At 63.7% G+C, this 13,378-nt stretch carries 12 protein-coding genes; 7 read left to right on the plus strand and 5 right to left on the minus strand.

The genetic code is table 11. From position 1 onward, the window contains the following. Window positions 1-181 precede the first annotated feature (181 nt). From LB556_RS01825 to tpiA, 3 genes are all read right to left on the minus strand, one after another. Window positions 182-1,303 (minus strand): L,D-transpeptidase, encoded by a 1,122-nt coding sequence (locus tag LB556_RS01825; RefSeq protein ID WP_224562509.1) that lies wholly within the window; start codon window positions 1,301-1,303, stop codon window positions 182-184. Between the two features lie 210 nt (window positions 1,304-1,513). Next, on the minus strand, window positions 1,514-1,990 hold the full coding sequence (secG, locus tag LB556_RS01830; protein ID WP_224562525.1) for a preprotein translocase subunit SecG: 477 nt from the start codon (window positions 1,988-1,990) through the stop codon (window positions 1,514-1,516). 165 nt (window positions 1,991-2,155) lie between these two features. Next, window positions 2,156-2,926: a triose-phosphate isomerase gene (gene tpiA, locus LB556_RS01835; protein WP_224562527.1), complete on the minus strand. Its 771-nt coding sequence runs from the start codon at window positions 2,924-2,926 to the stop codon at window positions 2,156-2,158. Between the two features lie 143 nt (window positions 2,927-3,069). On the opposite strand from tpiA, the gene LB556_RS01840 reads away from it, so the two are divergent. The 5 genes from LB556_RS01840 to glp are packed head-to-tail and all read left to right on the plus strand — an operon-like array spanning window position 3,070 to window position 8,475. Further along, on the plus strand, window positions 3,070-4,962 hold the full coding sequence (locus tag LB556_RS01840; protein WP_224562529.1) for a peptidyl-prolyl cis-trans isomerase: 1,893 nt from the start codon (window positions 3,070-3,072) through the stop codon (window positions 4,960-4,962). Further along, window positions 4,959-5,969 carry an anthranilate phosphoribosyltransferase gene (gene trpD, locus LB556_RS01845; protein WP_224562531.1) on the plus strand — a complete coding sequence of 337 codons (1,011 nt, stop codon included), beginning with the start codon at window positions 4,959-4,961 and terminating at the stop codon, window positions 5,967-5,969. Before LB556_RS01840 ends, trpD begins: the two co-directional genes overlap by 4 nt. 3 nt (window positions 5,970-5,972) lie before the next feature. Continuing rightward, entirely contained in the window at window positions 5,973-6,785 is an 813-nt protein-coding gene (gene trpC / locus LB556_RS01850) for an indole-3-glycerol phosphate synthase TrpC (protein ID WP_224562533.1), read from the plus strand. 2 nt (window positions 6,786-6,787) lie between these two features. Further along, complete coding sequence (moaC, locus tag LB556_RS01855) at window positions 6,788-7,270, plus strand: cyclic pyranopterin monophosphate synthase MoaC (protein WP_224562536.1); 483 nt, start codon at window positions 6,788-6,790, stop codon at window positions 7,268-7,270. Next, complete coding sequence (glp, locus tag LB556_RS01860; RefSeq protein ID WP_224562538.1) at window positions 7,270-8,475, plus strand: gephyrin-like molybdotransferase Glp; 1,206 nt, start codon at window positions 7,270-7,272, stop codon at window positions 8,473-8,475. The genes moaC and glp overlap by 1 nt, the downstream gene beginning before the upstream one ends. A gap of 46 nt (window positions 8,476-8,521) precedes the next feature. Here the strand turns inward: glp and LB556_RS01865 are convergent, their stop codons facing one another. Then, entirely contained in the window at window positions 8,522-9,352 is an 831-nt protein-coding gene (locus LB556_RS01865; RefSeq protein WP_224562541.1) for an alpha/beta hydrolase, read from the minus strand. Between the two features lie 310 nt (window positions 9,353-9,662). Between LB556_RS01865 and LB556_RS01870 the strand changes: the two genes are divergently transcribed. Continuing rightward, window positions 9,663-11,288 (plus strand): AMP-binding protein, encoded by a 1,626-nt coding sequence (locus LB556_RS01870; RefSeq protein WP_224562544.1) that lies wholly within the window; start codon window positions 9,663-9,665, stop codon window positions 11,286-11,288. Next, the gene (gene kynA, locus LB556_RS01875; RefSeq protein WP_263485054.1) at window positions 11,285-12,121 is read left to right on the plus strand and encodes a tryptophan 2,3-dioxygenase; all 837 of its coding nucleotides are present in this window, start codon (window positions 11,285-11,287) and stop codon (window positions 12,119-12,121) included. Before LB556_RS01870 ends, kynA begins: the two co-directional genes overlap by 4 nt. A gap of 4 nt (window positions 12,122-12,125) precedes the next feature. Here kynA and kynU read toward each other — a convergent pair whose 3' ends face one another. Continuing rightward, complete coding sequence (gene kynU / locus LB556_RS01880; RefSeq protein ID WP_224562547.1) at window positions 12,126-13,373, minus strand: kynureninase; 1,248 nt, start codon at window positions 13,371-13,373, stop codon at window positions 12,126-12,128. Between the last annotated feature and the right edge of the window lie 5 nt (window positions 13,374-13,378).

A 13,378-nucleotide genomic window follows, 5' to 3' on the forward strand; every position in this document is an offset into this window, starting at 1 on the left:
ACCAAACAGGTTTGACCGGGACCTTAGAAGCAATTCCAGGAAAAGCACGTAGCGGCCTTCCGTCCGGAACCGGTGTAAAAACAGAGGCTTAGAGCGGGTCGGCGATTCCATCAACATTGAGCCGCCCAGGCAAAACAAAAGGGCCGGCTGAGCCGGCCCTTTCGGCATGATCATGGAAACGTCAGATGATGACGACTTTGGTGCCGATCCGGACGCGGCTGTAGAGATCCATGACGTGCTCGTTCATCATACGGAAGCAGCCATTGGAGGCGCTGGTGCCGATCGACTGCGGCGCGATGGTGCCATGGATACGCAGATGCGTGTCCTTCTTGCCGTCATAGAGATAGATGGCGCGCGCTCCGAGCGGGTTCTGGCCGCCGCCGGGCATGCCGTCCTTGTACTGGCCGTAGTGCTTCGGCTCGCGCTTCTGCATGTCGAGCGTCGGAATCCAGCGCGGCCATTCCTGCTTGTCGCCGACCGCGACCGTGCCCTTGTACTGCAGGCCTTCACGGCCGACCGCGATGGCGTAGCGACGCGCGGTCGTGGACGATTCGACGAGATAGAGCCGGCGAGCGCTGGTGTCGATGACGATCGTGCCGGCATCATAGCCGGTGAACTGCACGTCTTGAGGCACGAATTCCGACTTCACCTTGAACGGCTTCCTGGCGTTCTTCTGGGCAAGTGCCGAGTCGAGCGCGCGTGTCTCGGGCAGATAGCTGATCGAGCCGGATGAGGCGCCACCGAACAAACCGGCGAACAGGCCACCACTTGACTGCTTCTGGCCGCCGACGACCTCGCTGCGCAGTTCGCCATTGTTACCGGTCAACGCGACATTCATCGCCTCGGCTGGGATGGGCTCGGCCGACTGGATTGGCATGACTGGTTCAATCGGCTCGATGACCTTGATGGTCTTCTTGGCAGGCTTGGCATCGGCCATTTCGGTTGCCGGCGCCTTCTGGCCCTTGCTGGTCAGGAACGCCTGGCGGTCCGCTTCAGCCCTGGCCTTGGCCGCCTCGCGCATTGCCAGCTTCCTGGCTTCAAGCGCCTTGGCTTTGGCCTCTTCCTTGTCGGCGGCAATCTTGGCCTCGATCTTCTCGATTCGGGCGAGATCGTCCGGCGTCGGACTTTTCTTCTTCTTGAGAAGCCTCAGCTGCGCCGCATCGCTCTTGGCCGCGACAGGAATGGCGTCGGTTCTATCGACCGACTGATTGGCGGCCAGATTGGCCGGCATGCCGGCGAAAGCTGGGGAACTCAGGCCGAGTGCGGCGCAAAGTCCCAGGAAAATGAAGCTGCGAAGCTGCATGGCGAAGATCCGATCGTTCAATGCTTGTTGCCCACGGCGTCGCCCGGCACCCCCAAGGACGCCGAAAATGCCGCGTGCAATCTATAGTCGAATAAGCGCGAATGCCTCAAGCGCGGGATCGCGCCGCGGCCCGTCGAATCTTCGTGATCGCGCAGCATTTGCCGCGACTGTGTTCAAACGATCACAGATCGCGGTTCGGGAAAGCGGCGCTTACTGGTTGGGAACCTGGGGGGCCACTGGCCCCGTGTTGGTGGTTCCATTGGTCGCTGGCGGCGTCGAGCCGGCGGCGGGCGCGGTAGCGGGAGCCGTTGCCGGAGGCTTCGCGGCAGCGTCATTTCCAGACGGCGGCGTCGGTGTGCCGTTGCCTGCGGGAGCTGGGGTTGTGGTGCCAGGCAATTGGTTGAGCACACCCTTGCCGGCGCCGTCCGAGGTCGTGGGAACTCGATCGAGAATGTCGATCGGCTTCTCACCGTAGCGGGCGATGATCGACAAGGTCAGCGACGTCACGAAGAACGCGGCCGCGAGGATGGCCGTCGCCCGGGTCAACGCGTTGGCAGCGCCACGCGCCGTCATGAACCCCGATCCGCCACCAATGCCGAGGCCGCCGCCTTCGGAGCGCTGCAGCAGCACCACGCCGACGAGGGCGAGTACAACCATGAGATGGATGACGATCAGTACGGTTTGCATAATTTATCCTGGCAAGGCCCTGCCGGCCGCGGGCACGACCGGTGAATTGGAGGCGGCTCAATACAATGCTTTCGCGGCATTTCCAAGCCCGTGGCCGGAATATGGGAAGCAACGCGTCCTTTGCAACGAATTTGGACGGGACGAGGCCGCCCATCGCCATGGATCTCAGCCCGCAATGCTGCGATAGGCTTCGGCGATATCCAGGAAATCGGCTGCTTTCAGGCTGGCGCCGCCGACAAGCGCGCCATCGACGTTCCTGACGCCCAGCAGTTCCACCGCGTTGGACGGCTTGACCGAGCCGCCATAGAGAATGCGCATCCTGGCGGCGGCGGTCCCGAGTTTTTCCGACAGCTTTTCGCGGATATGCGCGTGCGCTTCGGCCACATCAGCGACGGTTGGCGTCAGGCCGGTGCCGATCGCCCACACCGGCTCGTAAGCGATAATGGTATTGGACGGCGTGGCGCTTGGCGGCACCGAACCTTCGACCTGGCGCGAGAGCACATCCAGCGTGGCGCCGGCTTCGCGCTGCTGCTGCGTTTCGCCGACGCAAACGATGGCTACCAGCCCGGCACGCCACGCCGCGGTGGCCTTGGCCTGCACCGTCGCATCGTCGTCGCCGCCTTGTTCGCGGCGTTCGGAGTGACCGACAATGACATGGCTCGCACCCGCGTCCTTGAGCATCTCCGCGGAGATGCAGCCGGTATAGGCACCGCTTTCCTTGGTGTGGCAGTCCTCGCCGCCCGCATGAACCGGCGTGCGCGACAGAATCTCCGCGGCATGGGAAAGCAGCGTCGCGGGAACGCAGACCAGTGCTTCGGTCTCGGCGTCGAGCCCGCTCATGAAGCCGTTGCCGATCATCCTGAGCTCGTTCAGCGAGGCGCTGGTGCCGTTCATTTTCCAGTTGCCGGCGACAAGCGGGCGAATTCCTGGCGTCATGGTGTGCTTCTCCGGGCGATATCGGGCTCTGGTCCTCACTACCAAAATCAGGCCACAAAGCAATCGACAGTGGACCGGAAGGGCGCTATTGCGCTTGTTTCAGACTCGGCGCATCCGAAAATGCGCATAAATCGGAAGTAACCATGCTTGGTACATTGAGAAGCGCGGCGGGTACCTGGGTCGCCAAGTCACTGCTTTCGCTGCTGGTGGTGAGTTTCGCCGCTTGGGGCATCTCCGGACGGCTGATGGGCGGCTTCGCAGGCCACGATTCGGTGATAACGGCGGGTGGCACCAAGGTATCGATCAACGAATATCGCCTCGCCTATGATCGCCAGCTCGCCGTCATGTCGCAGCAGTTTGGCCAGCGCCTTACTCATGAACAGGCAAAGGCGCTCGGCATCGACAATCAAGTGCTGGCGCAACTCGTCTCCGGTGCCGTTCTCGACGAACAGGCGCGCAAGCTCGGCCTTGGCCTCTCCAAGGACCGGCTGGCCGAACTCACCCGCGAAGATCCCGCTTTCAAGGGCCCTGGCGGTCAGTTCGACCGAAGGACATTCGACTACATGCTGCGCGAGGTCGGCATGCGGCCCGAGGATTACCTGAAGAACCGCGCCCAGGTGGCGGTGCGCCAGCAGATCGTCGAAGCGGTTTCGGATGGCCTCAAGGCGCCGGACACGTTCTTCAAGGCCGTCGCGCTCTACCGGGGTGAAGACCGCACCGTGGACTATTTGACATTGCCAAAGACGCTGGTCGAGCCGATCGAGGCGCCGAGCGACAGCGTGCTTCAGGCTTATTTCGAGGCCAACAAGAAAACCTATGCCGCCCCTGAATACCGCAAATTCTCCTATGTCCGCCTCGAGCCGGCGGATATCATGGATCCGAGCGCGGTTACCGACCAACAGGTCAGCGACGACTACAACAAGCACAAAGCACGCTACACCACGCCCGAAATGCGTACGATCGAGCAGCTTGTGTTCAAGACGCCGGATGCCGCCAAGGCGGCGCTCGATTCGCTCAAGGCCGGCGCCACCTTCGACAAGCTGATGACCGCCGAAGGCAAGACCCCGGCAGACACGCTGCTTGGCACCCTCGCCAAGGACAAGATCGCCGACAAGGCGGTTGCCGATGCCGCCTTCGCGCTCAACGTTAATGAAGTCAGCCAAGTTGTCCAGGGCGCCTTCGGTCCGGTGCTGCTGCGCGTTACCGACATCAAGCCCGAGGTGGTGAAGCCGCTCGCCGAAGTATCCGACCAGATCCGCAAGGACCTGGCATTGGGTGAGGCAAGCCGCGTCCTGTTGGACGTGCACGACAACTATGAGGACACCCGTGCATCGGGCAGTTCGCTGTCCGAAGCGGCCGCCAAATTGAAGCTTAAGGACATCACCGTCGACGCAATCGATCGCAATGGCCTGCGGCCCGATGGCTCGATCGTCAAGGACCTGCCGGAATCGCCGGCACTGATCAAGGCGGTCTTCGATGCGGAACCCAACACCGAAAACGAAGCGCTGACCACGGCGGACAACGGCTTCGTCTTCTATGAGGTTGGTTCGGTCACACCGGCTCGCGACCGCACTCTTGACGAGGTGCGCCAGAAAGTGATCGCCGATTGGACGGCGGCGGAGACCACCAAGCGGCTCGCCGCCAAGGCGGACGAACTCGAGAAGCGCCTCAAGGCGGGCGTTACGCTCGACGTCATCGCCGGTGAGCTCAAGCTGGAAAAGCAGACCAAGCGCGGCTTGAAGCGCGAAGCCGATGATGCCGATTTCGGCAAGGAGGGCGCCGCCGTGATGTTCGGGGTAGGCGAAGGCGGCACCGGCTTGATCCCCTCGCCCACCGGCGACGGCCAGATATTGTTCAAGGTCGCCGAAGTGTTCGAACCCGCGGGGGCCGACGCCAGCTCGGTGCCGGACGACGCGCAGAAATCCTTCACCTCCGGCATGTCCGACGATCTGCTCGACCAATTGGTGGCGCAGTTGCAGACACAGTACGACGTCCGTGTCGATCAGGCCGCCGTTGCCCAAGCCTCGACAAGATGAGCGCGCTGAAAACCCATATCGCCAAGGTCGCGACCGGCACCGCCCTGTCCTTCGAGGAGGCGTGCGAGGCTTTCGACATCATCATGTCCGGCGATGCGACCCCGGGGCAGATCGGCGGCTTCCTGATGGCGCTGCGGGTGCGTGGCGAGACTGTGAGCGAAATTTCAGGCGCTGTCGCCACGATGCGTGCCAAGATGCTTCGCGTCGATGCCCCTGAAGGCGCCATCGACATCGTCGGCACCGGCGGCGACAATTCGCACTCGGTCAACATCTCGACCGCTTCCGCCTTCGTCATTGCCGGCAGCGGCGTACCGGTCGCCAAGCACGGCAATCGCGGCCTGTCCTCGCTGACCGGCGCGGCCGACGTCCTGATTGCCCTCGGCGTCAAGATCGACATCGCCCCGGAGACTATTGGCAAGTGCATCCATGAAGCCGGCGTCGGCTTCATGTTCGCGCCGGCGCACCATCCGGCGATGAAGCATGTCGGTCCGACTCGCGTGGAACTCGGCACCCGCACCATCTTCAACCTGCTCGGCCCGCTCTCCAATCCGGCCGGGGTGAAACGGCAGATGGTCGGCGTGTTCATGCCGGAATGGATCATGCCGGTGGCGGAAACGCTGAAGGCGCTCGGCGCCGAGCACGCCTGGGTCGCCCATGGCGATGGCTATGACGAGATCACCACCACCGGCGAAACGCAGGTTGCGGAACTGGTTGGCGGCGAGATCCGCAGCTTTACGCTGACCCCGGAAGAGGTTGGACTGAAGCGCCACACCAAGGACGAGTTGCGTGGCGGTGACGCCGCCTACAACGCCAAGGCCTTGCGCGACATGCTGGGCGGCGCCGCTGGCGCCTACCGCGACACGGTGTTGATGAATGCCGGCGCCGGACTGGTGATTGCGGGCAAGGCGACGACGCTCGGCGACGGCATCGCCATTGCCGAGCAGGCCATCGACAGCGGCCGGGCGCTGCAGGTGCTCGACCGGCTGGTCGAAATTTCGAACGGGTGAACCGTGTCCGACATTCTGCGCAAGATCGAAGCCTATAAGCGCGACGAAATCGCCGCGGCCAAGGCACTCGTGCCGCTGGCGGAGATCAAGGCGCGCGCGAAGGACGCCGACGCGCCGCGCGGCTTTCTCAAGGCGCTCGAAGCGAAACGCAATTCAGGTGAGTTCGCCCTGATCGCCGAGATCAAGAAGGCAAGCCCCTCCAAAGGGCTGATCCGTGCGGACTTCGATCCGCCGGCATTGGCGAAGGCCTATCAGCAAGGCGGCGCCGCCTGTCTTTCCGTGCTGACGGACGCGCCATCCTTTCAGGGCGCGCCGGAATTCCTCACCCAGGCGCGAGCCGCCGTGACGCTGCCCGCCCTGCGCAAGGATTTCCTGTTCGACCCCTACCAAGTCCATGAGGCGCGGGCTTGGGGCGCGGACGCCATTTTGATCATCATGGCCAGCGTCGATGATGCCATGGCCAGCCAACTCGAATCGACCGCGTTCGATCTCGGCATGGATGCCCTGATCGAGGTGCATGACGAAGCCGAGACGGAGCGCGGGCTGAAGCTGTCATCGCGATTGATCGGCATCAACAACCGCAATCTGCGGACATTCGAGACCAGCCTCGAAACCTCGGAGCGGCTGGCCGCGATGGTACCTGTCGATCGCCTGCTGGTCAGCGAAAGCGGGATCTTCATCCATGACGATTGCCTCAGGATGCAGAAGAGCGGCATCGGCACCTTCCTTGTCGGTGAGAGCCTGATGCGCCAACAGGACGTCGCCATGGCGACGCGCCTGCTGCTGACGGGCAAGGCGCCGGCCGAGGCCGTCTGACGATGACATCAGCCCTCACCCATCTTGGCGCGCAAGGCGAGGCCAATATGGTCGACGTCGGCGATAAGGACGAGACGACGCGCACCGCGATCGCCGAGGGTTTCGTCTCGATGCAGCCAGAGACGCTGAAGACCATCCTCGCCGGCAATGCAAAAAAAGGCGATGTACTCGGCACCGCGCGCATCGCCGGCATCATGGCGGCAAAGAAGACGCATGAGTTGATCCCGCTCTGTCATCCTCTGCTGCTGACCAAGGTGTCCGTCGACATCGAGCCTGACCACGCGCTGCCGGGCCTGAAGGTCACTGCCCTGGCGCGAGTCACCGGCAAGACCGGGGTCGAAATGGAGGCCCTGACCGCCGCCTCCGTGGCCTGCCTGACCATCTACGACATGGCAAAAGCGGTTGACCGCGCCATGCTCATCTCCGGCATCCGGCTGGTCGAAAAGACCGGCGGCAAGTCTGGCGACTACAAGGCAAGTGCCTGATGGCGCTGGTTCCGGTCGCCGACGCGCTCGAGCGCGTGCTTGAAAGCGCTCTGCCGCTGGCCGGCGAAAGCGTCCCTCTCGTCGAAGCCGCCGAGCGTGTGCTCGCGGAACCCGTCGTGGCACTTCGCACCCAGCCACCTTTCAACGCTTCGGCCATGGACGGCTACGCGGTGCGAGCCGCCGACGTGGCATCGGTGCCGTCGAAACTCTCGGTGATCGGCATGGCGCCGGCCGGACGCGGGTTTGACGGCACGGTCGGCCCGGCACAGGCCGTGCGCATCTTCACCGGCGCACCGCTGCCAGACGGCGCCGAAACCATCGTCATCCAGGAGAATGTCCGGGATGTCGGCGGTGGCGATATCGAGGTGATCGAGCCCACCGCCGCGTGGCGTAACATCCGCCGCGTCGGCCTCGATTTTTCCAAGGGCGACGTCCTGCTGGAAAAAGGGCGAGTGCTGGATCCGGCGGCTCTTTCGTTGGCGGCATCGGCCAATCATCCTCGTGTAAGCGTGGTCAAACGGCCGCTGGTCGCCATCATCGCCACCGGTGACGAGTTGTTGCCGCCCGGCAGCGCACTCGGGCCGGACCAGATCATCTCGTCCAACGCCTATGGCGTCGCTGCCGCGGCACAATCGGTCGGCGCCCGCGCGCTGGATCTCGGCATTGCCGCCGACCGCAAGGACGCGATCGCCGCGCTGGTCAGGCAAGCGGTCGCGGCCGGCGCGGATGTCATCGTCACCCTTGGCGGCGCCTCGGTCGGCGACCATGACCTGATCCACGACGTCTTGACGAGCGAAGGCATGACGCTCGGCTTCTGGAAGATCGCCATGCGTCCCGGCAAGCCGCTGATGTTCGGGCGCCTAGGCGGAATCAGGTGCATCGGCCTGCCCGGCAACCCGGTGGCCAGCCTGGTCTGCACGCAATTGTTCCTGAAGCCGCTTCTGGCGAAACTGGGCGGTCGCGACCACCGCCAGGACATTCGCCAGGCTCGGCTGGGCACGGCAATGCCGGCCAACGATCAGCGCCAGGATTACGTGCGGGCGGTGGTCAGGGAGGACGACGGCGGGCTGGTGGCGACGCCGTTTGGCATCCAGGATTCCTCGATGCTTAGATTGCTTGCCGACGCCAACGGGTTGGTCGTTCGCGCGCCTTTTGCTCCTGCATCCGTTGCCGGAGACGCTTGCAGCATCCTGATGTTGCGCTGAAGGATACTCCCATAAATAGCTGATGACAGTTCAAGGATGATCCCGGCTATTCCGAGATCAAAGTCCGCGTCAACGCATGCGCCGGATCGGCAAGGCCATCGACAATGTCGAAATGATGCCGGTCGGGCTCGACCACGGCACTCGTGGCGGCACCCAACCCGGTCCAGATGTTGGCCAGCAAGGCATTCTGGCGCAGGAACTCGGCACGCTCCCCACCGCCGGCCCAGCAGGTTATGCGGACACCATCCGTTGGCCGCAGCAGCGCCGGGCTTTCCGTCAGCGCCTCATGCTCGTCGATCTTCAGCGCCGCGTTCATGTCCGTTCGCATCAGCGGACGCAAATCATGCAAACCTGAAATCGAAACGACACGGCGTATGCGCCGCGCGACATCGGCCGCCAAAGGCGTTGATGTCGTCACCATGCGGCTGGCGAGATGCCCGCCGGCCGAATGTCCGGACAGCATCAGAGGCCCCTCGACCATTGCCGCAGCCTTGCCGATCGCCGCGCCGATTTCGCGCACGATACCGGCGATCCGTATGTCCGGGCACAGCGTGTAGGACGGCATCGCCACGGCGAAACCGCTGCCGACCGCGCCCTTGGCGAGATGCGACCAGGTGCTCTTGTCGGACTCCAGCCAGTAACCGCCATGGATGAACACGACGAGCCCCTTGGGAGCGTCCTCGGGAAGAAAAAGATCGAACCGATTGCGCGGTCGGTCGCCATAGGTGATGTCGAACCTTGCGCGGCCTTGCGCCGACATCGCGTCACGAAACGCTTGCGCGGGTACCGCCCAGGCGGACGGCCAGCGATCGCTGCCGGCAATATTCGCGCCATTGGCGTAGGCATTGTCCCAATCGGCAATGCGGTTTTCCAGCATCGTCACCCTCCCCCAAAGCGCATCTCTCACTGCCAGCAATGGCCGCCACCATGTTTGGCGTCAATGCCTGAGGGTAAAACATTTTAGGCTTGAAACAAATTTCGACTGGTGCGATCCTGTCGACCTAACAGCCGACAATGGGAGGTCCGCTGTGCTGTCCAACCTGTGGATGCCCATTCTTCCTGGAGGCGTCTCGACCAGATCTGGTTGGCTGCACGAAGCCTCTCGCGAAGACGGGAACCTTCAGATCCACCACCTCGGCCAGGTGCCTCGCGCATCGACCAGGCCAGCAAATGGGATAGGCGGCGACATGCTTGGGCCTTCAGCGCACACCGACACGTTCACCCGCGATCATCTGCCGCCGCCCGAGCAATGGCCAGACTTCCTGCTCGACGGCTTCGCCTATCCTGAATATCTCAACGCGGGTGTCGAATTGACCGACAGGCTGGTGGAGAAAGGCCTCGGCGACCACACCGCGCTGATCGGCAATGGCCGTCGCCGCACCTACAAGGAACTGTCTGACTGGACGAACCGGCTCGCCCATGCGCTGGTCGAGAATTACGGCGTCAAGCCGGGCAACCGGGTGCTAATCCGCTCCGCCAATAACCCCGCGATGGTCGCCTGCTGGCTGGCCGCCACCAAGGTGGGCGCCGTGGTCGTCAACACCATGCCGATGCTGCGCGCCGGCGAACTCACCAAGATCGTCGACAAGGCGGAGATCGCCATCGCGCTTTGCGACACCAGGCTGATGGACGAGATGACCGCCTGCGCCAAGGACAGCACGTTCCTGAAACAGGTCATCGGCTTCGACGGCACCGCCAACCATGATGCCGAACTCGATCGCGCTGCCCTCGACAAGCCTGTCACCTTCACTGCTGTCAATACCGGCCGCGACGACGTCGCCCTGCTTGGCTTCACGTCGGGCACGACGGGCGTACCGAAGGCGACGATGCATTTCCACCGCGATCTGCTGATCATCGCCGATGCCTATGCCCGTGAAGTCCTGCAGGTGACGCCCGACGACATCTTCGTCGGCTCGCCGCCCCTCGCCTTCACCTTCGGCCTTGGCGGGCTGGCCATCTTTCCCCTGCGTTTCGGTGCGGCGGCGACCTTGTTGGAACAGGCAACGCCGCCCAACATGATCCACATCATCGAGACATACAAAGCGACAATTTCCTTCACCGCGCCGACCGCCTATCGCGCCATGCTGAAGGCCATGGATGAGGGCGCCGATCTGTCATCGCTGCGCGTTGCCGTCTCGGCCGGCGAGACCTTGCCGGCTCCGGTCTTCGAAGAATGGACGAGAAAGACCGGCAAGCCGATCCTCGACGGCATCGGCGCCACCGAAATGCTGCACATCTTCATCTCCAACCGCTTTGACGACAGGAAGCCCGCCTCGACCGGCAAGCCGGTGGGTGGCTATGAAGCGCGCATCGTCGACGACGGCATGCACGAAGTTCCGCGCGGCGAGACTGGACGGCTGGCGGTGCGCGGACCGACCGGCTGCCGCTACATGGCCGATGACAGGCAGAAGGACTATGTTCGCGACGGCTGGAACCTCACCGGCGACACCTTCACGCAGGACGAGGACGGCTTCTTCCACTTCGCCGCGCGTTCCGACGACATGATCGTCAGCGCCGGCTACAACATCGCCGGGCCCGAGGTCGAGGCGGCGCTGCTTTCGCATCCGGACGTCGCCGAATGCGCCGTCATCGGCGCAGAGGACGGCGAGCGCGGCCAGATCGTCGAGGCGCACGTCGTGCTGGCGCAAGGCGTGGCGCCCGATGCGTTGACCGTCAAGCGCCTGCAGGACCATGTCAAGGCAACCATCGCGCCCTATAAATACCCGCGCTCGGTCAGGTTCATCGCCGCCTTGCCGAAGACCCAGACCGGCAAGATCCAGCGCTTCCGGCTGCGCACGGAGAAAATCAATTGAGCGAACCCTACGATCCGGCGGACGAAGGCGCTGAGATGTCGTTCAAGGAACGCATGTCCTACAGCGATTATCTGCACCTGGAGAAAGTGCTCGACGCGCAGGCACCACTGTCGTCGGCACATGACGAGATGCTGTTCATCATCCAGCACCAGACATCGGAACTCTGGATGAAGCTTGCCCTGCACGAGATCGGCGCGGCGATGCGTTCGATCCGTGCTGACCGCCTGGAGCCGAGCTTCAAGATGCTGTCGCGCGTCGCCCGCATTTTCGAGCAGCTGAACAACGCCTGGGACGTGCTGCGCACGATGACCCCCAGCGAATACACCGAGTTCCGCGACGCGCTCGGCCAATCCTCGGGCTTCCAGTCCTGGCAATACCGCGCCATCGAGTTCATGGCCGGCAACCGCAACCTCGCCATGCTCGGACCGCACAAGCACCGGCAGGACCTCACAGGCAGGCTGGAAGCAATCCTGGCCGAGCCGTCGCTCTATGACGAAGCGCTGTTGCTCCTGGCGCGCAACGGCTTCGATATCGGCGCCGATGCCCGACGTACGGACTGGCGTGGAACCCGCACCGAGAACGAAGAGGTCCTGGCCGCATGGCAGACCGTCTACGGTGATCCCCAGCGCTACTGGATGTTGTACGAACTGGCCGAGAAGCTGGTCGACTTCGAGGACTATTTCCGCCGCTGGCGCTTCAACCACGTCACCACCGTCGAGCGCATCATCGGCCTGAAGCGCGGCACCGGCGGCACGTCGGGCGCCTCCTATCTCAAGAAGATGCTCGAGGTGGTCCTGTTTCCGGAACTTTGGAACGTCCGCACCCGGCTCTGATTTCTCAAGTGACGGCAGTCTTGACCGCGAAGCGCCCATCCTGCCAAGCGCCGGTGCGCAAGATGTCTTCCAGCACCTCGACCGCTTCCCAGACGTCCCTGTACCCGACATAGAGCGGGGTGAAGCCGAAGCGGATCGTCGACGGCGCACGGAAGTCGCCGATCACGCCGCGTTCGATCAAGGCCCGCATCACCTGGTAGCCATGCGGGTGGATGAACGACACCTGGCTGCCGCGCGCACAGCCATCTCGCGGGCTTTCGAGCTCGAGGCCGTAGGCGCCGCATCTGCTCTCGACGAGTTGGATGAACAGATCTGTGAGCGCGATGCTCTTCTTGCGCACCGCCGCCATGTCGACATCGTCCCAGATGTCCAGTGCTCCCTTGAGCGCCCGCATTGAAAGCACCGGCTGCGTGCCGCACAGGAACCGGCGGATCCCGGCGCCGGCCGCATAGCCCTGTTCGAAGGCAAAGGGCCGCGCATGGCCCCACCAGCCGCTGAGCGGCTGCTGGACATCGCCGTGATGGCGCGTCGCGGCATAGATGAAGGCGGGCGCGCCCGGGCCGCCGTTGAGATATTTGTAAGTGCAGCCGACGGCGAAGTCAGCATTCGCGGCATCGAGCTCGACCGGCAAGGCACCCGCCGTGTGGCAGAGATCCCAGACGATCAGGGCGTCGGCCTGGTGTGCCTTGCGCGTCAGTGCGGCCATGTCGCGCAGTTGCCCGGATTTGTAGTTTACGTGGTTGACCAGGATGACCGCGACACGCTCGTCGATCAGCTCTTCAATGGTTGGCGCATCCACGCCTTCCAGCCGCAGCACCGTGCCCGGCCGCGTCGAGGCAACGCCTTCGGCCACATAGAGGTCGGTTGGGAAGCTGTCGCCTTCGGCCACCATCACCGACCGGCCCGGCCGCATGGCGAGCGCGGCATGCAGCACCTTGTAGATGTTGATCGAGGTGGTATCGCAGACCACCGTCTGGCCCGCCGCCGCACCAATGAGCCGTCCGAGTTGATCGCCAAGTTCGACCGGCATTTCGAACCAGCCGGCGGTATTCCAGGCGCGGATCAAATCCTGCGCCCACTCCTGCGTCGCCGCCTTCTGCAACTCGTCGAAAACCGCGGGTGCCGCAGCACCCAGTGAATTGCCGTCGAGATAGATGACGCCCTCAGGCAGGATGAAACGGTCGCGCATGGCACGCAGCGGGTCCGCCGCATCCATGGCTTCGACGGCTGCGAGATCGAGCGTTGCACGCATGATTG

Source organism: Mesorhizobium sp. ES1-4 (assembly GCF_020164745.1).
Lineage (GTDB): Bacteria > Pseudomonadota > Alphaproteobacteria > Rhizobiales > Rhizobiaceae > Mesorhizobium.